Annotated in this window: 21 protein-coding genes; 12 read left to right on the forward strand and 9 right to left on the reverse strand. The window is 56.0% G+C overall.

Annotated elements, in window-relative coordinates:
• Positions 1–20: 20 nt before the first annotated feature.
• The 6 genes from ACR0CW_RS17020 to ACR0CW_RS17045 all read right to left on the reverse strand — a co-directional run bounded on the left by ACR0CW_RS17020 (position 21) and on the right by ACR0CW_RS17045 (position 5,661).
• Entirely contained in the window at positions 21–851 is an 831-nt protein-coding gene (locus ACR0CW_RS17020; protein ID WP_480788692.1) for an alpha/beta hydrolase, read from the reverse strand.
• Positions 851–1,738 (reverse strand): tryptophan 2,3-dioxygenase, encoded by an 888-nt coding sequence (locus ACR0CW_RS17025; protein ID WP_480788693.1) that lies wholly within the window; start codon positions 1,736–1,738, stop codon positions 851–853. Before ACR0CW_RS17025 ends, ACR0CW_RS17020 begins: the two co-directional genes overlap by 1 nt.
• A 64-nt stretch (positions 1,739–1,802) precedes the next feature.
• Positions 1,803–2,831 (reverse strand): L-threonine 3-dehydrogenase, encoded by a 1,029-nt coding sequence (tdh, locus tag ACR0CW_RS17030; RefSeq protein WP_480788727.1) that lies wholly within the window; start codon positions 2,829–2,831, stop codon positions 1,803–1,805.
• A gap of 19 nt (positions 2,832–2,850) precedes the next feature.
• Complete coding sequence (locus tag ACR0CW_RS17035) at positions 2,851–3,801, reverse strand: PLP-dependent cysteine synthase family protein (RefSeq protein WP_480788694.1); 951 nt, start codon at positions 3,799–3,801, stop codon at positions 2,851–2,853.
• Positions 3,798–4,985 (reverse strand): glycine C-acetyltransferase, encoded by a 1,188-nt coding sequence (locus tag ACR0CW_RS17040; RefSeq protein ID WP_170336692.1) that lies wholly within the window; start codon positions 4,983–4,985, stop codon positions 3,798–3,800. Before ACR0CW_RS17040 ends, ACR0CW_RS17035 begins: the two co-directional genes overlap by 4 nt.
• A gap of 109 nt (positions 4,986–5,094) precedes the next feature.
• On the reverse strand, positions 5,095–5,661 hold the full coding sequence (locus ACR0CW_RS17045) for a helix-turn-helix domain-containing protein (RefSeq protein ID WP_480788695.1): 567 nt from the start codon (positions 5,659–5,661) through the stop codon (positions 5,095–5,097).
• A gap of 117 nt (positions 5,662–5,778) precedes the next feature.
• On the opposite strand from ACR0CW_RS17045, the gene ACR0CW_RS17050 reads away from it, so the two are divergent.
• Positions 5,779–6,954: an acetyl-CoA C-acyltransferase family protein gene (locus ACR0CW_RS17050; protein WP_480788696.1), complete on the forward strand. Its 1,176-nt coding sequence runs from the start codon at positions 5,779–5,781 to the stop codon at positions 6,952–6,954.
• Positions 6,955–7,016: 62 nt separating this feature from the next.
• Here the strand turns inward: ACR0CW_RS17050 and ubiB are convergent, their stop codons facing one another.
• Both ubiB and ubiE read right to left on the reverse strand, forming a co-directional pair.
• Positions 7,017–8,546 carry a 2-polyprenylphenol 6-hydroxylase gene (gene ubiB / locus ACR0CW_RS17055; protein WP_480743287.1) on the reverse strand — a complete coding sequence of 510 codons (1,530 nt, stop codon included), beginning with the start codon at positions 8,544–8,546 and terminating at the stop codon, positions 7,017–7,019.
• A gap of 3 nt (positions 8,547–8,549) precedes the next feature.
• Complete coding sequence (ubiE, locus tag ACR0CW_RS17060) at positions 8,550–9,302, reverse strand: bifunctional demethylmenaquinone methyltransferase/2-methoxy-6-polyprenyl-1,4-benzoquinol methylase UbiE (protein WP_155146646.1); 753 nt, start codon at positions 9,300–9,302, stop codon at positions 8,550–8,552.
• Positions 9,303–9,469: 167 nt separating this feature from the next.
• On the opposite strand from ubiE, the gene ACR0CW_RS17065 reads away from it, so the two are divergent.
• The 7 genes from ACR0CW_RS17065 (at position 9,470) to recF (ending at position 16,743) form a co-directional block, all read left to right on the forward strand.
• Positions 9,470–10,150, forward strand: coding sequence for a hypothetical protein (locus ACR0CW_RS17065; RefSeq protein ID WP_480788697.1), 681 nt, complete (start codon positions 9,470–9,472; stop codon positions 10,148–10,150).
• The gene (gene mutM, locus ACR0CW_RS17070; RefSeq protein ID WP_480788698.1) at positions 10,108–10,959 is read left to right on the forward strand and encodes a bifunctional DNA-formamidopyrimidine glycosylase/DNA-(apurinic or apyrimidinic site) lyase; all 852 of its coding nucleotides are present in this window, start codon (positions 10,108–10,110) and stop codon (positions 10,957–10,959) included. The genes ACR0CW_RS17065 and mutM overlap by 43 nt, the downstream gene beginning before the upstream one ends.
• Positions 10,960–11,025: 66 nt before the next feature.
• Complete coding sequence (locus ACR0CW_RS17075; protein WP_155146641.1) at positions 11,026–11,802, forward strand: enoyl-CoA hydratase; 777 nt, start codon at positions 11,026–11,028, stop codon at positions 11,800–11,802.
• Between the two features lie 232 nt (positions 11,803–12,034).
• Entirely contained in the window at positions 12,035–12,298 is a 264-nt protein-coding gene (rpsT, locus tag ACR0CW_RS17080) for a 30S ribosomal protein S20 (RefSeq protein WP_155146639.1), read from the forward strand.
• 543 nt (positions 12,299–12,841) lie between these two features.
• Entirely contained in the window at positions 12,842–14,251 is a 1,410-nt protein-coding gene (dnaA, locus tag ACR0CW_RS17085) for a chromosomal replication initiator protein DnaA (protein ID WP_480788699.1), read from the forward strand.
• A gap of 228 nt (positions 14,252–14,479) precedes the next feature.
• Positions 14,480–15,601: a DNA polymerase III subunit beta gene (dnaN, locus tag ACR0CW_RS17090; RefSeq protein WP_155146635.1), complete on the forward strand. Its 1,122-nt coding sequence runs from the start codon at positions 14,480–14,482 to the stop codon at positions 15,599–15,601.
• A 44-nt stretch (positions 15,602–15,645) separates the two neighbouring features.
• Complete coding sequence (gene recF / locus ACR0CW_RS17095; protein ID WP_480788700.1) at positions 15,646–16,743, forward strand: DNA replication/repair protein RecF; 1,098 nt, start codon at positions 15,646–15,648, stop codon at positions 16,741–16,743.
• Here the strand turns inward: recF and ACR0CW_RS17100 are convergent.
• A complete protein-coding gene (locus tag ACR0CW_RS17100; RefSeq protein ID WP_170336702.1) occupies positions 16,740–17,306 on the reverse strand; it encodes a carboxymuconolactone decarboxylase family protein in 567 nt (188 codons plus the stop codon). The two genes, recF and ACR0CW_RS17100, sit on opposite strands and share 4 nt — an antisense overlap.
• A gap of 99 nt (positions 17,307–17,405) precedes the next feature.
• Here ACR0CW_RS17100 and ACR0CW_RS17105 point away from each other — a divergent pair, with 99 nt between their 5' ends.
• The 4 genes from ACR0CW_RS17105 (at position 17,406) to ACR0CW_RS17120 (ending at position 22,827) form a co-directional block, all read left to right on the forward strand.
• On the forward strand, positions 17,406–17,978 hold the full coding sequence (locus tag ACR0CW_RS17105) for a TetR/AcrR family transcriptional regulator (protein ID WP_480788701.1): 573 nt from the start codon (positions 17,406–17,408) through the stop codon (positions 17,976–17,978).
• A 125-nt stretch (positions 17,979–18,103) separates the two neighbouring features.
• Positions 18,104–20,521: a DNA topoisomerase (ATP-hydrolyzing) subunit B gene (gene gyrB, locus ACR0CW_RS17110; protein WP_155146627.1), complete on the forward strand. Its 2,418-nt coding sequence runs from the start codon at positions 18,104–18,106 to the stop codon at positions 20,519–20,521.
• Positions 20,522–21,001: 480 nt separating this feature from the next.
• On the forward strand, positions 21,002–21,598 hold the full coding sequence (locus tag ACR0CW_RS17115) for a TetR/AcrR family transcriptional regulator (protein ID WP_480788702.1): 597 nt from the start codon (positions 21,002–21,004) through the stop codon (positions 21,596–21,598).
• A gap of 122 nt (positions 21,599–21,720) precedes the next feature.
• A complete protein-coding gene (locus tag ACR0CW_RS17120) occupies positions 21,721–22,827 on the forward strand; it encodes an alkene reductase (RefSeq protein ID WP_480788703.1) in 1,107 nt (368 codons plus the stop codon).
• Positions 22,828–23,116 lie beyond the last annotated feature (289 nt).

Raw genomic sequence — 23,116 nt, forward strand, 5'->3', positions numbered from 1 at the left:
TTTGTTCAAATCTTTAAAATTTAATCAGTATGGGTCGTCACAAACGTTCCAAGATGCAGGATGATATCGAAATGATGCATCCCCATTTGCAGATCAAAGCTGACCGAGTGCCCGGCCCGACGCAGCAGTTCGGCATAATCCCGGCTTTGGCGGATGAATTCAGGCGTGTCCCTCTCGGCAACGGTCACTCGATAGCGTGGCCCCGGCGTTGGCAGATGCAGATTGGGTGAGAGATCGTGAACCTCGACCGGGCTCAGCTGCAGAGGGTCGTTTACCGGTGTTAGAGAGATCGGTTCAAGATCGAACACTCCGCTGATCAGGATCACATCGCGGACGCGTAACCCTGATCGGGCCAGAACATCAGAAGAACTGGCCATCACCATGGATGCCAGATGCCCCCCGGCACTGTGTCCGGACAAGGTGATCCTTGACGGATCAAATCCCAGTTCCTTGGCCCGACCAGCCAGCCATAGCAAAGCCTGGCGGCATTCATCGATCATCTGTCCCAGACGTGCCTTTGGAGCAATCGTATAGTTCAGCGTGGCAAAGGCGTGTCCGCTTTCGATCAGGGCAGGGGCCATCATCGCCGATTCGCGCTGACTGAGCGCCTGCCAATACCCGCCGTGAATGAAAACGTGCAGGGGTGCCCCGGGCTTTTGCGAGGGGAAGAAGTCCAGAACGTGTTCCGGACTGTCGCCATATCTGAGGTCTTCCTGAACTGTCAGATCGTCCCGCGCCTGCGCACTAAGTGCTTTGTAGCTGGCAAGATACGGTGTGATGTCACCGCCAACCATCGAGCTGGGTGAATACTCCTGATTGAGTTCGGTTTGACTAAATCCACGATACAACATCAGCTTTGCTCGCTATACATCAGTTCTGTCCGCATGTCGTAGAGATCGTGAAAGAACCGCAACTCCAACGCTTTGCGCAAGAACGCAACACCGCTGGAACCCCCTGTGCCGGGTTGCATGCCGATCACACGCTCTACCGCAGTGGCATGATCAAAGCGCCAGCGCTGGAACAGCGACTCGACGTCCATCAGCTTTTCGGCCAGCGCATAAAGGTCCCAATACTTGTCCGTATTCCGGAACACCTCGACCCAGATTTTAACAATACGCGGGTCACCTGAATAGGGTTGCGCGTAATCACGTTCGATCAAATCCTGTGGCACATCGAAACCCTGCCGAGCCAGCATATGCAAGACCTCATCATAGAGCGAAGGTTTGGTAAGAGCTGCGTTCAGCATCTCCATCACCTCAGTGTCATGTTCATGCACTTTCAGCGTAGATGGATCCTTGTTGCCCAGAATGAACTCGATCTGACGGTAGCCATAGCTTTGAAACCCGGATGAGCTGCCCAAGGCCTGCCGGAACGTCATGTAGTCGGCTGGCGTCATGGTCAGCAGAGTTTCCCAAGCTGTAATCAACTGCCGCTGAATGGCTTTGATCCGGTCCAGATTCTTCATGGCCGGTCCAAATTCGTCCTGCTGCAGGAAACGGCGTACCTCGACCAACTGGTGGTGCATCAGTTTCAGCCACAGCTCGCTGACCTGATGGATGATGATGAACAACATCTCATCCGGCTGCGCTGGTTCCTGAAAGGTCTTCTGCAGATTCAGCAGAGTCTTGAGTTGCAGGAAATCGCCATAGCTTTTGCGATGAGTGTCCGCAAAATCGGTGACCAGAGAGTCTTCGATCCCCCGTTCCAACAGGCGATCGTCTTTGTTTTTGTCACCCATATTGCCCCTCCCTTCGGTGATTTTTGCACCTGTTTAGGGGCTAGTTTTGCAACTTTCCAGTGTGTTAGCCCCAGTCCAGAACCACCTTGCCGGATTGACCTGATTTCATGGCAGCAAAACCCTTAGTGAAATCATCGACGGGAAACTCGTGCGTTATGACGCGGCTGACATCCAGGCCATTCTGCAGCATCGCAATCATCTTATACCAGGTTTCAAACATTTCGCGGCCATAAACGCCTTTGATGGTGATTGCCTTGAATACGATGCGGCTCCAATCAACCGGCGATTTGCCGGGGGGAATGCCCAAAAGCGCAATTTTCCCACCCATCACCAGGGCCTCGACCATCTGATCAAGTGCGGCCTGAGAACCCGACATTTCCAGCCCGACATCAAACCCTTCTTTCATCTCAAGCTCGTGAATGACGTCCTGCAGATCCTCTTTACTGACATCGACCGCGCGCAGTGTTGGTACAACATGTTCAGCCAGTTTTAGACGATCCGGGTTGATATCGGTGATCACCACGTGCCGTGCCCCGGCATGGCGGGCAACGGCCGCCGCCATGATGCCGATCGGCCCTGCGCCAGTGATCAGCACATCTTCCCCCAGCAGATCAAAACTCAGCGCCGTATGCACTGCATTCCCCAATGGGTCGAGAATGGCGCCGATTTCATCAGGGATATCATCGGGCAAAGGTACGACATTGAACGCGGGCAGCTTCAGGTACTCAGCGAACGCGCCCTGTTCGTTCACACCTATCCCGCGAGTGCCGGGGTCGAGGTGGAACTTGCCCGCCCGGCTCTGACGGCTGTCAGTACCAATCAGGTGCCCTTCGCCCGAGCAGCGCTGACCAATCTCAAGCCCGGTCACATTGCGCCCGATCTCGACGATTTCGCCTGCGAACTCATGACCGGTGATCAGCGGTACCGGTACAGTGTGCGAGGCCCAGTCATCCCAGTTCCAGATGTGGATATCGGTCCCGCAAATCCCTGTTTTCCTGATGCGGATCAGCACCTCCTCCGGGCCGATCTCAGGGACCGGAGCCTGTACCTTCCACAGTCCTTCTTCCGGTTTGGATTTTTCCAATGCTTTCATCGTGTTTGCACGCATCAGATCACTCCCATAAGTCCGTTGAAAGATATTTCAGGCCGCTGTCGCACATGACAATCGCAACGCAGCCACCACGTTCGGGGCCTCGCAGCAATTGGATTGCAGCTGCGAGATTTGCCCCGGCGGAATACCCGGCAAATATCCCTTCGCGGCTTGCCAGCAGTCTGGCATTCTCGCGGGCTTCTTCACCCGTCACGGAAAGATAGTCTGCTATGGGCGCATCTCGCATATGAACAAGATCATTCATCGCATAACCACCACCCTGGATCGGATGATCTGGGGTAGATACCGCTTCCCCTGCCAGCGCACGTGCGCCTTGAGGCTCAACCGCGTAGCACCGGACACCAAGTGGTGACAGAAATCTTGCAGCACCCGCCAAAGTGCCACCTGATCCGGCAAAATCGCAGAACGCTGTAATTTCGCCACCTGACTGATCCCAGATTTCAGGGCCGGTTCCAGTTTCGTGGGCAGCAGGATTACCCGCATGCCCAAACTGGTCTGCCCGGAATGCATCACGTTCAAGGGTGATGCGCGTCGCTTCCTGATCGACCAACGCCAGATCAGCGCCTGAAACTTCACCCGGTTTGCTGCCTGACGCCTGTGGAACAATGACAACTTCGGCCCCTAGCGCACGCATCATTCGGGCGCGTTCGACCGAGTTTCCTGCGCTCATGACTGCGACGAACGGATGCCCGAGAATTCCGCAAACAATCGCGAGGCCAGTGCCCATATTGCCCGAGGTCAGCTCAACAACGGTTTGCTCGGGCAGGAGTGAACCATCAGCCCGGGCGATTTCGATGATAGATCGCGCAGCCCGGTCTTTCTTGGAAAAACCTGGCATCAGATAATCCAGCTTGGCCAGAATGCGTCCCTCAAGCCCAAGCGAGCGTGTCACTCGCGAAAGCTCCACCAGCGGTGTGTTTCCGATAACGTCTATGACCGATGGCAGGATCAAGAGATAATCCCCAACTCTTTGCCGACTTTACCAAAGGCTGTAAGTGCCCGGTCCAGTTCATCCTTTGTCAGAGCCGCATTCATCTGCGTCCTGATACGGGCCTGCCCGCGCGGCACGACGGGGAAGAAAAAGCCCGAAACATAGACACCCTCATCGAACAGTCGCGACGCCATTTCTTGTGCCAAAGTGGCCTCACCCAGCATGACTGGAATGATTGGATGTTCTCCGGGCAGCAGATCAAACCCCAGTTTCTCCAGACCTGCACGCCAGTATTTCGCATTTCCGAACAGCTGAGCGCGCAGCATCTCACCCTCTTCGACCAGACGGATCGCCTCAAGTCCGGCGGCGACGATGGACGGCGGCAGCGAGTTTGAGAACAGATAGGGCCGCGCCCGCTGCCGTAGCAGATCAATCACTGGCTGCGGCCCGGCGATGTAACCGCCGATTGCCCCCCCAAGTGCCTTGCCCAGAGTTCCCGTCAGAATGTCAACATCGACGTCGAAATGATCCGGCGTCCCGGCGCCGTTCGGCCCCATAAAGCCAGTAGCGTGGCAATCATCGACCATGACGATAGCGTCGTATTTGTCTGCCAGCTCCCGGATTTTCGGCAGGTTGGCCAGATAGCCGTCCATCGAAAATACGCCGTCGGTGGCGATCATGATGTGCCGTGCACTATCCTCGCGGGCCTGTTTCAGCCAGGCTTCGAGGTCGTTCATGTCGTTGTTCAGATAGCGATAGCGTTTGGCTTTACAAAGACGCACGCCGTCAATGATCGAGGCGTGGTTCAGACTGTCCGAGATGATAGCGTCTTCGGGCCCCAGCAGGGGCTCGAACAACCCGCCATTGGCGTCGAAACATGCAGCGAACAGGATCGAATCGTCCTTGTTCAGGAACTTTGCCAGTTTCTGCTCAAGCTCACGGTGTATGTCCTGCGTGCCGCAGATGAACCGGACCGAGGCCATGCCGAACCCCTTGGGCTCCATCGCGCCCTTGGCAGCGTCGATCAGCGCGGGGTGATCGGCCAGACCCAGATAATTGTTGGCGCACAGGTTGATCACCTGTTTGTCGCCCACCGTGATCTCACCGCCCTGAGGCGAGGTGATCATTCGCTCGCGTTTATACAGACCTTCGGATTCGATCTGCGCGAGGGTGTCCGTGATATGGGACAGGAATGCATCTGCCATGGCGATCTCCTTGTTCTGAGTCGCGTATCTAACATAACGGATGCATTTCCCAAATAGGGGAATGGCAAAATTGCGGAAAAATTTCCGTGAAGGCGGATATTCGCCGGTGTCAGGCGTTTTTTACGATCAGGAAAACTCGAGCGGGGCCATCAAGCGATGAAATCGAATGCAGAACATCAGCCGCATAACGCGCAGTGTCACCCTGCCTCAGATCCATACTGGCTGTTCCGGAGGTGATCCGGACGGACCCTTCCAGCACAGTCAGTTGTTCCTGTGCGCCCCGAGTATGGGGCTGGCTGTTCAATGCACCGTCCCGATCAAAGGAGATATCATAGACTTCATGCCCGCCGGCTTCTTCGGGTGGAGACAGGATGCGGATACGGCAAGCCTGCCCCATATTGTCGATGCTGGGAACTTCGGAGTTTCTCAGAACTTCGATCTGATCCGTACCATCGGCCTCTTCCAGCAATCCGGCAAAATCCACCTGCAGTGCACGGGTGAGGTTCCACAGCGTCGAAATTGTCGGGCTGCTTTCACCCCGTTCGATCTGGCTGACCATGGATCGGGATACGCCGCTGAGATTGGCTACAGCTTCCAGGGACAATCCTTTTGCCCGGCGTGCCTCTTTCAGGCGGGCGGGCAGACGTGTCAGGATATCGTTTGAGTCTTCCGTCATGACGGAATTTCATGCGCGCTTGACGATCCGTTGTCAATTCCGACAGTGACGGAACGTCCTGTGGGACAGCTCAATGCTGCAGATGCATACTGCGCCCAAATCCAAGAGGAGAGAGACATGACCGACATTGTGATACTGGACGGAGCCCGTACGGCTATCGGCACATTCGGCGGGGCGCTTGCCTCGACCGCGCCCATCGATCTGGCAACGGTCGTCACCGAAGCGGCAATGGAACGTTCGGGCGTCGAGGGTGGTCAAATCGGTCATGTGGTGTTTGGCAATGTGATCAGTACCGAACCACGCGACATGTATCTTTCGCGTGTCGCTGCGATGCAGGCGGGCATTCCGAATGAAACGCCGGCAATGAACGTAAACCGTCTATGTGGGTCCGGCGCGCAGGCTGTTGTATCTGCGGTCCAGTCCCTGATGCTGGGGGATGCAGAGTTCGCGGTCGCAGGCGGGGCCGAAAGCATGTCGCGCAGTCCGTATATCGTGCCGCAGGCCCGCTGGGGTGCAAAAATGGGCGATGTAACCTCGATGGATATGATGCTGGGTGCGCTGAACTGCCCGTTTGGAACCGGGCACATGGGGGTGACAGCTGAAAACGTTGCCGACGAACATCGGATCACGCGTGAACAGATGGATGAGTTTGCCCTGTCCAGTCAGACCCGCGCTGCCTCGGCCATTGATGCGGGATACTTCGACGACCAGATCACGCCGGTTCAGGTGAAGGTCAAGCGTGACATGGTGGATTTCAAGGTCGACGAACATCCCAAAGCCACAACCGCCGAGGCACTCGCCGGATTGCGGCCAGTGTTCAAAAAAGATGGCCGTGTTACTGCAGGCAACGCATCGGGCATCAATGACGGTGCGGCTGCGATGGTTCTGGCCACGGCGGATGCTGCCGAGAAAGCAGGTCTGAAGCCAAAGGCCCGCATTCTGGGATATGGACATGCAGGTGTTCGTCCCGAGGTTATGGGGATCGGGCCTGTACCGGCAGTGCAGAACCTGATGGCAAAGACTGGTTTGTCGGTTGAAGATTTCGATGTGATCGAAAGCAATGAAGCGTTTGCATCTCAGGCGCTCGCCGTCAATCAGGAACTGGGACTGGACGCCGCCAAGGTGAATCCGAATGGTGGGGCGATCGCTCTGGGCCATCCAGTTGGGGCTACCGGTGCGATCATCACCCTGAAGACGCTGTATGAATTGGAGCGTACCGGGGGATCGAAAGGTCTGATCACCATGTGCATTGGCGGTGGTCAGGGGATCGCAATCGCAATCGAGCGTCTCTGATACGGAACGGGGGCAGATTGCCCCCAAAACCATCTTGAAAACTCTGGGCTCTTTGGGTGTGTTTAGCCCAGAGAGCTCATCAGCATTACGGCTGCCGCACCAGCAATGGCACCAATGGCCGCCGGCAGGAGCATAGGCAAAACACCTGATCTCTTTGGCTCATCTTTGTGAGTCTGCGCAATCAAAGCGTTTTCGACCAGATCAGGCAGGCGCGGTCCGAAACGTGCGAGAACCAACGCGGTCTTGCCAAAATCACGCAGAGCCGCACGCGGGCCGATCGATTTTTTGATGTAATCTTCGACCACGGGGCGCGCGACTTCCCAGATATTGATGTGCGGATCCAGTGAACGTGCGACGCCTTCAACCACTACCATCGTGCGCTGCAAAAGGATCAGTTCAGTCCGTGTTTCCATGCCGAAACGTTCGGTGACTTCGAACAGATAGTTGAGTAGCCGACCCATCGAGATATGGGTGGCGTCCATGCCAAAGATGGGCTCACCCACCGCGCGCAGTGCGCGGGCGAACTCGTCTACATCCTGATTGGCAGGGACATATCCGGCTTCGAAATGAACCTCGGCCACGCGTTTGTAATCGCGGCGGATGAAGCCGAACAGTATCTCGGCATAGACCCGGCGCGTATATTCATCGATATGGCCCATGATGCCAAAATCATAGGCAATAATGTCACCATTGGCGGCAACTTTCAGGTTGCCCTGATGCATGTCGGCATGAAAATAGCCGTCCCGCAACGCGTGCATCAGGAACAGGCGCAAGACGCGTTCTGCCAACGAATGGCGATCATGATTGGCGGCATCCAGCGCGTCATTGTCGCCCAGCGGAATACCGTCTGCCCAGCTAAGTGTCATGACGCGGCGCGCGGACAATGACCACACAACCGGCGGCAACCAGAAGCCTTCATCATCTTTGGTGTTGGCTTGGTATTCCGATGCTGCAGCGCTTTCGAGCCTCAGGTCCAGCTCTCCACGGACCACACCATCAAAATGTTCGATGACATCCATCGGACGCAGGCGTCGCGCACCCGGGGCAAACAGCTGCACGATGCGAGCTGCGAAATAGAAGGCGTCCACGTCCTTGCGGAAGGCGCGTTCGATCCCTGGGCGCAGAACTTTGACAGCGACCTCTTCACCGGTACTGGCCCGTTTGGCCTTGTGAACCTGAGCGATCGAAGCCGCCGCAATGGGTTCGCTGAATTCGGTGAACAATTCGTCGACCGGTTGACCCAGTTCTTTCTCAACTTCGGCCATCGCCTCGGCGCGAGAGAAGGGGGGCAGTTTATCCTGCAGAACACGCAGCTGCTCGGCCAGTTCATCACCGACCACGTCCGGGCGGGTCGACAGCACCTGACCAAATTTGATGTATGCCGGACCCAGTGCCGTCAGCGCGCGTGTGGCGGGCGGCATGTCCGGATCACCCTTGTAGCCCAACCACTGGAACGGTTTGCCCAGCGTGTGCGCCACGATGCGCAAAGCACGTGGTGCTTCGAAAGCGTCCAGCACCACGTTCATGGCACCGGTCCGCTCCAAAGTGGCGCCTGTCCGGATCAGGCGGATAATGTTATGAGGTCCGCGCATGTATCAGATCTTCCAACCGGAATGCAGCGCAGCGATGCCCATGCTGAGATTGCGATACTTGGCATTCTCAAATCCTGCTGTTCGGACCATGCTCAGGAATGTCTCCTGATCGGGGAACTTGCGGATCGATTCCACGAGATACTGATAGCTGTCGTAATCATTGGCGATCAGTTTTCCCATCCGGGGGATGACGTTGAAACTGTAGAGGTCATAGAGCTTTTGCAGCCCGTCATTCGGCAACTGGCTGAACTCCAACACCATCAGCCGTCCACCAGGTTTGAGGACGCGGAACGCCTCGTTTAGTGCCTCTTGTGGGCGGGTCACGTTCCGGATGCCGAATGAGATTGTGTAGACGTCGAAAGTATTGTCGTCGAAAGGCAGTGCCATGGCATCGCCGACCACCCAACTCAGGCTGTCCGACATCTGGTCAGCCTCGGCGCGCTGGCGTCCTTCGACCAACATCGGCTCCGTCAGGTCCAGCACTGTCGCTTGGCCGTGACCTGCACGTTTCAGGAACCTGAATGAGATATCGCCTGTCCCACCAGCTACATCCAGAAGATGCTGACCGGGCCGGGGGGCAAGCCAATCCATCATCGCGTCTTTCCAAACCCGGTGAATGCCCATCGACATGACATCGTTCATCACGTCGTATTTCGAGGCAACCGAGTTGAAAACGCCCTGCACGCGGCCGGCCTTGTCGGCCTCGGGGACGGTTTCAAACCCGAAATGGGTGGTCTTGTCGTTGGTGTCGGACATGAATGGACGCCTCTGCCTGTGTTGCTCATCCTTATAGGCCTCAGCGCGGGGAAGACAATCGCGCGAAATGGTAGCAGGGGGGACGATCGGACAGGCGCGCCACAGATTTTCCTTAGTCGCTGCATAAGACGACAGGCAGGTATTTTGAACAAACGGAGTTTTCCCCGTTGGCAAACGTTCTGGCAGTTTTGTTGTCCATTCTTCTGGTGCTGATATTTTTGGGATGGCGGATCAGAGCGGTGTTTCGCACGATCCGGCGCGTGCATCGTGCCGAAGGGGTGGGTGACAAACTGGACGCCGTCGCCAGACATTTTCCCAATGACCCTGTGGACGAGGCAATCTCCCGCGCGGGCAGCGAACGGCCTGCTCAGCAATCGCTGACGCGGCTGACCTTTCGAACGACACCGGGTTTGCTGGTCCTGATCGCGATTGCGTTTTTCAATGTGCTCAACATCAGTTTTTTCCAACCCGAGCTGATGCCCGATGACAAGGTTTTCCCGGGTTTGGAGGCAGAAACAATACTGTGGATCAAGTTGTCGCTGGTCGGGTTGGTCGTCTACACCCTAGTCTTTCATCTGGTGAACACGGTGACGATTGATGGGGCCGAATTGGTCACAACGGGTTGGCTGTTTCAACGGCGCTACTTTGATTTGACCACGCTGACCAAAATCAGCCTCAGGCATCACGGGACCTATGTGCTGCGTTTTTCTGATGGGAAGACGGCACGGATTCTGAAATATGTAACCGGACATGATGAAATGGTGCAGGCGCTGGAAAATGCTCTTGCGGCAAATCAGGAGAGCGCATGCCGGAACTTCCCGAAGTCGAAACGGTCCGCCGCGGGCTAAGCCCCGCAATGGAAGGTGTTGTCATCGATCGCGCCGACGTGAACCGTCCGGACCTGCGTTGGCCGTTCCCCGATCAGATGGCAAAGCGGCTGTCCGGTCAACGGGTGGATCGTTTGCGTCGACGGTCGAAGTATATTCTGGCCGATTTAGACAGCGGTGAGACCCTGCTGATTCATTTGGGCATGTCAGGGCGGATGACGGTATCCGGCGATCCGCTGGGCCAGTTTGTTCACAATCACCCTGCACCTGAAAAGCATGACCACGTCGTGTTTCACATGGCCAATGGTGCACGGATCACGTTCAATGATCCCCGTCGGTTTGGGGCGATGGATTTGCTGCCGACAGATACTGCCCACGAACACAAGCTGTTGTCTGTTCTGGGGCCCGAACCCCTTGGGAATGATTTTCACGAGCAGCATTTGATCGATGCGTTTCGGGGGAAGAATACTCCGGTTAAGTCGGCGCTGCTGGATCAGAGAATCGTTGCCGGATTGGGTAATATCTATGTGTGTGAAGCGCTTTATCGCGGCGGAGTGTCGCCACGTCGCAAAGCAGGGCAGATTTCCGAGCAACGTGTAGCGGCATTGGTTCCAATCATCCGCCAGGTTCTGGAAGAGGCGATCAGGGCGGGGGGATCATCCTTGCGGGATTTCCGGCAAGCCGATGGAGAACTTGGATATTTTCAGCACAGGTTTGATGTGTATGGCCGTGAAGATGAGCCGTGCAGAACAGAAGGTTGTGACGCGAAAGTAAAGAGAATCACTCAGTCCGGTCGCTCATCATTCTATTGTGCGCAATGCCAAAGATAGCTTGATCCAAGTTTTTCGCGTGATAAGGAATCGTATCTGAACGGAACAACCGAAAGCTTAGACCTCATGGCTTTTGAGACGATCATCGTCGAAATTGAAGACCACGTCGCCCTAATCAAGCTCAACAGACCGGATGCGCTGAATGCTCTGAACACTCAACTTTTGAGTGAACTGTGCGATGCGCTGGAAGATGCGGACCAGAATGACAAGGTGCGTTGCATCGTCATCACCGGTTCTGACAAGGCCTTTGCCGCTGGCGCGGACATCAAGGAAATGTCCGAGAAGAGCTATGTTGAAGTTTACACTGAAAACCTGTTTGCCGATGTAAATGATCGGATTGCCGCGATCCGCAAACCGATCATCGCAGCTGTTGCCGGCTATGCGTTGGGCGGTGGCTGTGAGGTCGCGATGATGTGTGACTTCATCATTGCCGCGGACACTGCCAAGTTTGGCCAGCCCGAGATCAACCTTGGTGTTATTGCCGGAATGGGTGGCAGCCAGCGCCTGACTCGCTTTGTTGGCAAATCCAAGTCGATGGACATGAACCTGACAGGCCGTTTCATGGACGCGGAAGAGGCCGAACGCTCGGGTCTTGTCAGTCGGGTTGTCCCATCCAAGAAGCTGATCGAAGAGGCTGTGGGTGCAGCACAGAAGATCGCTGAGAAATCGCTGCTCAGCGCAATGGCGGCCAAAGAGGCGGTGAATCGCAGCTATGAATTGCCGCTGAGCGAGGGCATGCTGTTCGAACGCCGGGTCTTCCACTCGATGTTCGCGACCGAAGACCAGAAGGAAGGCATGGCAGCGTTTCTCGAAAAACGGGCAGCGCAGTTTCGGGACAAGTAAACGCCGAAATAGCTGATCGGATGAGGCGGGCAGGGCCCGCCTTTTTCATACCTGCTATGCACCGTTGAAGATTCGGCTTGGCAAATACAGCAAACTTGGATATGCAGCGCCGCTATACATGCGCGTGCGGCCCGCTTGGCCAGAATCACACTCGTGATCCCTGATCCGGTACGGAAATGTCCGTGGCGCGCAACCCTGAGACAATCGAACCGAACAAAGGTCAGAGATACACATGGCAAATTCGCCCCAAGCTAAGAAGCGCGCTCGTCAGAACGACAAGCGTTTCGCAATCAACAAAGCACGTCGTTCGCGCATCCGTACCTTCCTGCGCAAGGTCGAAGAAGCAATCGCATCCGGTGACAAGGAAGCAGCAACCGCAGCTCTGCGCGTCGCTCAGCCTGAACTGATGCGCGGCGTCACCAAAGGTGTCTTCCACAAGAACACAGCGGCACGTAAAATGTCGCGCCTGTCGGCTCGCGTGAAGGCGCTGGGTTGACCTTACGTCAACTATTGTTGACTTAGATCGTTCGAAGGGGCGTCGCGGATTGCGGCGCCTTTTTCATTGTTGCCTGAATGCCGCGTCTTCACAAATCTGAGAGATTCTTTCGGCCAAAGACCCGAGTCAATATCAGAGTTTCGTTGCCGCGACCCGCTGCCTCTTGTTACCACTGATTCAGCGATTCACTCGCTTGGGGGGACAGGCTGTCATTGCGATCATACTGACGGGCATCAGGACGATCCATTGACGAATGTCGGCAACCGGCTCGAACTGGTTTGACGATCTGCTACGGATCTCGGGATCACCGACGATCTTAGCCCTGTCTAAAAATTGAAAGGTAACGCGCAACCCTGTTTCTGGGGACGTGCCTGCTGTGGGACGTGGCCAAACTGCTGTTGTGCGGGCGAAGAAGAAATTATCCGCCGAATCCCTTGGTTCGGCGCAAGGATACCTTTTTGCGAGTGAACGCCAGAAGCCGGGAGACCGGACACATTAATAAGGCCGACAGGCCAATAAAGAATGGGATGCGTGAGGCGCTTAATGACACAAGAGAAATGGGGACAACTGCGTAGCAAGTTGCTGAAGGCCATCGGCCGGAACAATTTCACCACCTGGATCGAACCTCTGGAATTCCAGGAGTTGCAGGATGGTGTGGCTGTATTTTCGGTGCCGACGAACTTTATGGGCAACTATGTCAGTCAGAATTTTGCGGACCTCATTCTGTATGAGCTGAACACCTCGGGTGAATCGGTTCAGCGCCTTGCCTTTCGTGTAGCGGCGAATTCTCCTGCGCGCCCCGTTGCTGCGCCAGTGGCAGAGCCAGCACTCGCAGCGGTCTCGGAAACTGTCGCACCGGTGCAACCTGAAGCATCTTATCCGTCAGATATTGCAAGTGACGCGCTGGAATCCCTGCAGGCTGCGCCACTTGACGCCCGTTTTACATTTGAAAGCTTTGTGGTCGGCAAACCCAATGAATTGGCCCATGCCGCTGCGCGCCGCGTCTCCGAGGGTGGTCCCGTCACATTCAATCCGCTGGTCCTGTATGGGGGTGTCGGTCTGGGTAAAACACACCTGATGCATGCCATCGCGTGGGAGCTGAAAACCAAACGCCCCGAACTCAACGTACTGTACCTTTCGGCAGAACAGTTCATGTATCGCTTTGTGCAGGCGCTGCGCGAGCGTCGGATGATGGATTTCAAACATCTGTTCCGCTCGGTCGACGTGCTGATGGTTGATGACGTGCAATTCATCGCAGGCAAGGATTCGACCCAGGAAGAGTTCTTCCACACGTTCAACGCGCTGGTGGATCAGAACAAGCAGATTATCATATCGGCCGATCGTGCGCCGGGTGAGATCAAGGATCTGGAAGATCGTGTAAAGTCGCGCCTGCAATGTGGTCTGGTTGTTGATCTGCACCCGACCGATTACGAACTGCGTCTGGGCATCCTGCAGAACAAAGTACAGCATTACAGCAGCACCTATCCTGATCTGACCATCGCCGATGGTGTGCTCGAGTTCCTCGCGCATCGCATTTCGACCAATGTTCGCGTTTTGGAAGGCGCTTTGACCCGTCTGTTTGCCTTCGCTTCGCTGGTGGGTCGCGAAATCGACATGGAACTGACGCAGGACTGCCTGGCCGATGTGCTGCGCGCATCCGAGCGCAAGATCACGGTCGAAGAGATTCAGCGCAAAGTTTCAGACTATTACAACATCCGCCTGTCCGACATCATCGGCCCCAAGCGCCTGAGGTCCTATGCCCGCCCGCGTCAGGTGGCGATGTATCTATGCAAGCAACTGACCAGCCGCTCGCTGCCGGAGATTGGTCGCCGCTTTGGTGGCCGTGATCACACCACCGTCATGCACGGCGTAAAGCGCATCGAAGAGCTGAAGCTGACCGACGGTCAGATCGCCGAAGATGTCGAGATGCTGCGCCGGTCACTCGAAGCCTGAGTTGGTCCGGTAATTCGGAACACAACGCCTCGGACAAGCGGGTTCGGGGCGTTTTCTTGTGCGGTATTGTCCACGGTCGCCGAGGAACTGTGCCAAATGCAACACGCGCCTCTTGACCGTTTGGTCATTCCGACCCAGAAATCCGTAAAAAATCCTTGTGCCTCAGGGCTGAACCGCTAACTTGCCAGTCCCGCCCATAACGGCACTCAAGTCAGAGGAATTGAGGGTATGAAGATCAGCATCGAACGCGGCACCCTTCTCAAGGCCGTCTCGCAGGCCCAATCCGTTGTGGAACGCCGAAACACAATTCCGATCCTGGCGAACGTATTGATCGAAGCCGAAGGTGATCAGGCTTTGTTCCGTGCCACCGATCTGGATATCGAGGTGGTCGACAAGGCGCCGGCGCAGGTCGAAAAGGCGGGCGCTACAACCGTCGCAGCGACGACCCTGCATGAGATCGTGCGGAAACTGCCCGACGGCGCATTGGTGACATTGACTGCTGATAGTGCAGCAGGCCGTCTGACCGTTGAAGCGGGGCGCTCGAACTTCTCGCTGGCAACGCTGCCAAAAGAAGATTTCCCGGTCATGGCGTCCTCGGAGTACCAGTCGAACTTTACCGCTTCGGCTGCCTTGCTGCGCCGGTTGTTCGACAAATCGAAATTTGCCATCTCAACCGAAGAGACGCGCTACTATCTGAACGGTGTCTATATGCATGTTGCTGATGGCTCCGAAGGTGGCAAAGTTCTGCGCTGTGTGGCAACCGACGGGCACCGACTGGCCCGCATCGACGCAGACCTGCCTGACGGGGCCGCTGACATGCCAGGCGTAATCGTGCCGCGCAAAACCGTAGGTGAATTGCGCAAGCTGCTGGATGATGATGAGATGGATATCGCCGTCTCGGTCAGCGAAACCAAAGTACGGTTCGCGACACCTGACATAACGCTGACTTCAAAGGTGATCGACGGAACTTTCCCCGACTACACACGCGTTATCCCCCAGGGCAATACGCGCAAGCTTGAGGTGGACGCCGCCGAATTCGCGCAAGCCGTGGATCGGGTCGCAACGGTTTCGTCAGAGCGTTCGCGCGCGGTAAAGTTGCAGCTGGACGGTGATAAGCTGGTCTTGTCCGTCAACGCACCCGATAGCGGTGCAGCTGAGGAAGAGCTGGCCGTAGCCTACGGGGATGAGCGCCTCGAGATAGGCTTTAACGCCAAGTATCTGCTCGAGATCGCATCTCAGGTCGACCGCGAGAACGCGGTATTCATGTTCAACTCGGCAGGTGATCCGACCCTGATGCGCGAAGGTAATGACCAGAGCGCAGTGTATGTTGTCATGCCGATGCGCGTCTGATCGCGTTGCTTGTGACAGACGTGAACTAACAGAAGGGAGGGGTCATGGCTTTGGCCCTGACCGAGCTTACGGTCTCGCATTTTCGGTCGCACAAGCTGGCGCGTTTGTCGCTGGATGGGCGGCCGGTGGCCATTCATGGGCCAAACGGGGCGGGTAAGACCAACATCCTTGAAGCGGTGTCCTTGTTTTCGCCCGGTCGCGGTATGCGACGGGCGAGTGCGGCCGAGATGACAAGACGACCCGAGGCTTTGGGCTGGAAGCTGTCGGGGCTATTGCAGGCGCAGGCGCAGCAATTTGAGATCGAAACCTGGTCCGAGGGCGGTGCCGCGCGCCAGGTTCGCATTGATGACAAGGCGTCCAGTCAGATCGAACTGGGTAAACTGGCACGAGTCGTCTGGCTGGTTCCTTCTATGGACAGGTTGTGGATCGAAGGCGCAGAAGGACGGCGCCGATTTTTGGATCGGATCGCGTTGAGTTTCGATCCGGAACATGCCGAGGCTTCGCTGACCTATGAAAAATCCATGCGGGAGCGCAATCGTCTGCTGAAAGAGCAGGTGCGCGATGCCCACTGGTATGCAGCGTTGGAAGGTCAGATGGCCGAGACGGGGCACCGGATACACACTGCGCGCCTATCAGCGCTGGATCATCTGCGAAGCGCACAGGATCAGGCTGAAACAGCCTTTCCATCTGCTGATCTGGAACTGGTTCAAACCGAAGGTGCGATGCCGGAAACAGCTGACGATCTGCGGGATGCACTGAATGAAAGCCGCTTTCGCGATCTGGCTGCAGGCAGGACTTTGGTGGGTCCGCATCGGTCGGATTTGTACGGTGTGTTTGCGGCCAAGGGTGTTCCGGCAAAGGATTGTTCGACTGGTGAGCAGAAGGCGCTGCTGGTTTCGCTGATCCTCTCCAACGCGCGGGCGCTGGCCGGGATGGTGGGTGCTCCACCGATTGTGTTGCTGGATGAGGTGGCCGCGCATCTGGACGCGGATCGCCGTGCGGCGCTGTATGACGAGATCTGTGCTTTGGGTGCTCAGGCCTGGATGACGGGCACCGGGCCTGAACTGTTTGCGGAACTGGGTGACCGAGCTCAGACGCTGATCGTTTCCGAAGGCGACGACGGCTCGGTCGTAAGCTCTTAGGCGGGTTCGCTGACCTTACGCTCCCACAGGAAACCGCGCATAACTTCGTCGACTGGCGTTTTCGCCATGTGGTTGACGTAGTTCGACATGGTTTTCTGCGCGAGGCCTAGAACCACATCCAGAACCGCACGGTGCGAATAACCTGCGTCGAAGAACGCCTGCAGCTGCTCTTCGGTCGGGTTGCCGCGAGATTCCATGACTTGCAGCGTAAATGTGCGCAGCGCTTCCAGCTTTGCGTTGGGCAGCGGGGTTTCATTGCGCAGGGCTTCGGTGATGTCGTCGGAAACCTTCATCATCTTGGCAATACCGGTGTGGGCAGGGACGCAGTAGTGGCATTCGTTTTCCACGTTGATGGTCTGCCAAACGACGGTTTTCTCATCGTTGTCGAAATCGGTCTGCATGAACAGGCCGTGCAGCACCTGATAGCCTTCCAGGTGCTGGGGGCTTTCCGCCATCACCTTGTGCAGGCCAGGCAGGCGGCCAAATGCGGCCTGCGATTTTTCCAGCAGTGGTTTGGATCCCTCAGGGGCGGATTCGAGATCGTGGGACGGGAAGTTGGCCATTTGAAAACTCCTTTTCTGGCGCGTTGAGGCAGAAATAGTCTTTCTTGAGCGATCACTCAAGTATATATTTGAGCAACCGTTCAAGAATTGGTGAAGACAATGCCACGCAAACCCGAATATGACCGTGATGCTCTGATTGCTCAGGCCAGGGATATCTTTTGGCGTCAGGGGTGGGCCGGGACGTCGCTGAAGGATCTGGAGCGCGAACTGAAACTGAAACCCGGCAGTTTTTATGCGGCATTTGGGTCCAAGGATGCGCTGTATGGCTTGGCTTTGGAACGCTACGCGCAGGAAGGGATTGCGAGGCTAAAGGCGCTTGCTGATAAATTAGGCCCGCTTGAGGCTTTGAAGGCGCAGCCACGGCTTGTTATTGAGGCCAGCGATGCCCCCGCAAAAGCTTGCATGCTGGCCAAAACATACGCGGAACTGCAGGCCAAAGACCACGCACTCGCCGAAGCAGCTGGCATTCATATGGCAGAGATGAAGGCGTGTTTCGCCGATCTGTTTCGTCGCGCGCGGGAAGCAGGGGATATCGCTTCGGATCATGATCCGAACCGGCTAGCAACGCGTTACCAATCTGATCTTCTGGGTCTTCGGTTGTCTGCTGAGCGAAAGGACGTAAACGCGCAGGAAATTGCTGCGGACATAGCGGCTGATATCGATCAATTGTGAGGTTTCGGCGCACATCTGCCGTATCGAACGTAATCAACCTCTGCTGACACAAAATATTGGGGGAGCGCGTGACAATCCCCCCCAGAAAACGTATAAGTTACCAAAATAATATAGGTACTAACGGCATGTCCGAAGACGCACAGGCACCACAAGAATATGGCGCGGATTCCATCAAGGTTCTCAAGGGCTTGGAGGCCGTTCGCAAGCGCCCCGGTATGTATATCGGCGACACCGACGATGGCTCGGGTCTGCACCACATGGTGTACGAGGTTGTCGACAACGGAATTGACGAGGCTTTGGCTGGTCACGCCGACCATGTAACGGTCAAGATTCATGCCGATTCCAGTGTCTCGGTCAGCGACAACGGGCGCGGGATTCCGGTCGATATTCACCCGGAAGAGGGCGTCTCGGCTGCCGAGGTTATCATGACCCAGCTGCACGCTGGCGGTAAGTTCGACAGCAACTCGTATAAAGTGTCTGGTGGTCTGCATGGCGTGGGCGTTTCGGTGGTGAATGCCCTGTCGAACTGGCTGGAGTTGCGCGTCTGGCGTAACGGAAAGGAACACGTAGCGCGGTTCGAAGGCGGCGAGACTACCGAGCATCTGAAAGTTGTCGCTGAATGCGGTGACCGGACGGGAACTGAGGTGCGTTTCCTTGCCTCGACGGATACGTTTTCGAACCTGGAGTACTCGTTCGAGACGCTGGAAAAGCGCCTTCGCGAGCTTGCCTTCCTGAACTCGGGCGTACGGATCATTTTGATCGACGAACGCCCGGCTGAACGGCTTGAGACTGAGCTGTTCTACGAAGGCGGTGTGAAAGAGTTCGTAAAGTATCTCGACCGTTCCAAGACGGCCGCGATGCCCGAACCGATTTACATCAAAGGCGAACGCGACGATATCGGCGTTGAAATCGCTATGTGGTGGAATGACAGCTATCACGAGACTGTTTTGCCATTCACCAACAACATCCCGCAGCGCGATGGCGGGACGCACGTGGCCGGTTTCCGGGGGGCGCTGACCCGGACGATCAACAACTATGCCCAATCCAGCGGGATTGCGAAAAAGGAAAAGGTCAGCTTTACCGGCGATGATGCACGTGAAGGTCTGACCTGCGTGTTGTCGGTGAAAGTGCCCGACCCGAAGTTTTCGTCCCAGACCAAGGATAAGCTGGTCAGCTCCGAGGTGCGCCCTGCAGTCGAAGGACTGATGAACGAAAAACTGGCCGAATGGTTCGAAGAGAATCCCAACGAGGCCAAGACCATTGTCGGCAAGATCATCGAAGCGGCATTGGCCCGCGAAGCCGCCCGTAAGGCGCGCGAACTGACCCGCCGCAAAACGGCGATGGATGTGAACTATCTGGCCGGCAAGCTGAAAGACTGTTCCGAGAAGGATCCGTCCAAGACCGAGGTTTTCCTTGTCGAGGGTGACTCGGCTGGAGGTTCTGCTCAGACGGGTCGTGATCGCCTGACTCAGGCCGTTCTGCCTCTGCGCGGTAAAATCCTGAACGTCGAGCGCGCCCGGTTTGACCGGATGCTGTCGTCTCAGGAAATCGGCAATCTTGTTATGGCGCTGGGCACCGGAATTGGTCGCGATGAGTTCAACATCGAAAAACTGCGCTACCACAAGATCGTCATCATGACCGATGCCGACGTGGATGGCGCGCACATCCGAACGCTGTTGTTGACTTTCTTCTACCGGCAAATGCCGGAGCTGATCGAGGGCGGTTACCTCTATATCGCGCAGCCGCCGCTCTACAAGGTTTCGCGCGGTAAATCAGAGGTTTACCTGAAGGATCAGGCGGCACTGGACGACTACCTGATCAACCAGGGCGTCGAAGGGGCGGTACTGAAACTGGGCTCGGGCGAAGAGATCGTCGGTCAGGACCTGACCCGTGTTGTGGACGAAGCGCGCCAGTTGAAGCGCGTTCTGGACGCCTTCCCAACCCACTATCCGCGCCACATTCTGGAGCAGGCCGCCGTTGCAGGAGCCTTTGTCCCAGGTGCGGTGGATGCCGACCTTCAAGGCGTGGCCGACAAAGTCGCCGCGCGTCTCGACCTGATCGCGCTGGAATACGAGCGTGGCTGGCAAGGTCGCATTACGCAAGATCACGGTATCCGTCTGGCCCGTATCCTGCGCGGTGTCGAAGAGGTCCGTACGCTAGATGGCCCGATGCTGCGTTCAGGTGAGGCTCGCAAAACCGGCAGCTTCACCCAAAGCTTGCAAGAGATCTACAACACCCCGGCGACACTGATCCGGCGCGACCGGTCTCAGGTCATTCATGGGCCGCTGGACCTATTGCGTGCCATTCTGGAAGAGGGCGAAAAAGGCCTGTCGCTGCAACGCTATAAAGGTCTGGGTGAGATGAACCCCGATCAGCTTTGGGAGACCACACTGGACCCGGATGCGCGGACGCTTCTGCAGGTACGAGTGGACGATATGGTCGAGGCTGATGACCTGTTCACCAAGCTGATGGGTGATGTGGTCGAACCACGCCGTGAGTTTATTCAGAAAAATGCGCTGAGCGTCGAAAATCTGGATTTCTGACAAATTGCAGGTGTGCGGATAACACTTCGCACACCCCATATTTTTGCGTGGTATGCGCATAGTTTTGCGCTGCACAGACTGTGTCTGCCGTACCGATGATCTCAATCAGTTTTTTGGCGTAGTCGTTGCGGTCATAGACTCTTGCGGCGCTCAACCCGCATAGGGCCTCCCTAAGGAGCCTTGGGTTCGTTGCGGCCTTTTTGCTTGGAATCTCGCGAAAGTCTGCGATGCGCAGAAAACAGGCTTTGCAAACGTTGGAGTACCTTCCTTTGCCGCTGCTTTAGTCCAGCCTCAAACGGCAGTATCTGCAAGCAGTGAAAAATAAGGGAACCAACCGGAGTCTTGAGGTACGACTAAGGGCGCCTCCGGTATATCTATCGACCCAGAAAATTCTTGTCATTAGCTGGAATTCGGACTGACTAATCCAAAATCCTCGAATGGCCACTTGAAATTCTGGACCGACCATTCCACATCCAAGATATGAGCGAAGGTACTCTTATAATTGGCGGCAACAAATCGTCCGCAGGTCCGGGTCGGCCTCGTAGCTTTGACGAAGCCGAGGCTTTGGAAAAAGCCTTGTGCGTTTTTTGGCACAAGGGCTACGAGACAGCATCTGTGGATGATCTGACCGAAGCCATGGGTTTGAGCCGGTCCAGCTTCTATGGAACGTTCGGTAACAAACAGGCTTTGTTTCACAAAGCCCTAAGCCACTATTCCAGGCGTGGTTTGAAGACTTTGCGTGATGTCGCGAACGCGGGCGGGGATGACCCCGTTGGTGCGATAATGGAAGCTTTGGCGAACCCGCAAGGTGGTCGTGACGGCTGCATGCTGATCAACTGCCTTACGGAGCTTGCTCCTCATGATGAGGAAGTGGCGGCTCTCGGGCGGCATCATTTGGAGAGCATTGACGAGATTATTGCGAGAGCGCTTAAACCTTCGGATCCGGGACAGGCACTCGTCAAGGCGCGCGCCTTTGCCTCCCTTGCAATCGGCACATTGGCCTTGCGGAAGGCGGGTGTGCCCTCCGATCAGATATCGCAAACTCTGAAACAAGCCCGTTTGGTGATTTCGCCATAAGGCCTCCCGACACCATAAGGAAATGAAACCTACCACAAACTCAAACAAGAGACCGTGACCCCAATATTGGACTAATTAGTCCAATAATATCTGAACGAAGTTTACCAAAGAAGGAAGCAGCAATGGCTGATGAAAAACTGTTTTCCGGCATCAAAGCTGGAGCAATCGAGCTGAAAAATCGCGTTGTTATGGCGCCATTGACCCGCAACCGGGCAAGAGCCGAGGATGACAGCGTCCATGAATTGCAGGCCAAATACTATGCGCAGCGCGCGGATGCTGGACTGATCATTACGGAAGCTTCGCAAATCTCGCCCCAAGGCAAAGGCTATGCCTGGACGCCCGGCATCTATTCCGATGCGCAGATCGACGGCTGGAAAAAAGTGACTGAGGCTGTCCATGCCGAGGGTGGGAAGATTGTGATCCAACTTTGGCATGTGGGCCGGATTTCTCATTTTAGCTTGCAACAGGATGGCGGCGCCCCTGTTGCACCATCCGCAATTGGCGCTAAAGCCATGACCTTTGATGGCGAGCAGTTTGTCGAAACATCGGAACCTCGGGCTCTGAGTATCGAAGAAATTGCAAGCGTTGTCGCCGACTACCGACAGGCCGCAGAAAACGCCAAGAAGGCCGGATTTGACGGTGTCGAAGTCCATGCAGCCAACGGATATCTTATTGATCAGTTTCTGCGGGACGAGTCCAACAAGCGTGAAGACGAATACGGCGGTCCTGTCGAGAACAGAGCACGGTTCCTGAAAGAGGTCATGGACGCAGTAGTCGACGTGTGGGGTGCCGACCGTGTTGGTGTCCGCCTCAGCCCCTTCTCGGACGCCAACAACATTTCCGACAGCGATCCACAGGCGACGTTCTCGCATGCGATCAAGTTGTTGAATAGCTTTGGGTTGGCCTATCTCCATCTCGTAGAAGGACAAACCGGCGGCCCGCGCGATATTCCTGAAGGTGGTGATTTAAAGGCGCTATATGAATTGTTTGACGGCGCGAAAATGGGCAACAACGCTTATGATCGCGAAATGGCGATTGAATCGGTTGATACCGGCGCCGTCGATCTGGTGGCCTTTGGCAGACCGTTCATTTCCAATCCGGATCTTGTCAGTCGGCTGGAGAAAGACGCCCCTTTGAATGAGCTGGATGCAACTACCCTCTACGGCGGTAATGAAAAGGGATACACGGACTACCCGACACTGGGACAGGAAGCTGTTGCCGCAGAGTGATGCATCACTCTTAACTCCTTAGTGAAAAACAATAAAAAATAGAGTGAGCGCGCCGGTTTGGACGCGCTCATTTCGCAGGTACGGCAATATCTATTCTGGACGCGGGATCTATCACAACTCTGCGAATGGACTGCTTCCCTCCGATTGCGGTGATTAAGAGAGGCTTTTGAGTTTATTATCAGCGTCTCTTTTGAGTTGGCGAAATCCAGGTTTCAGCAGATACCACGTTCGAGAAAACGAGCCGCGTGAGACGGCCTGATGGATTTTGGCCTTATCTGCGGCGCAGAGT

This window comes from Ruegeria sp. CH6 (genome assembly GCF_056537005.1).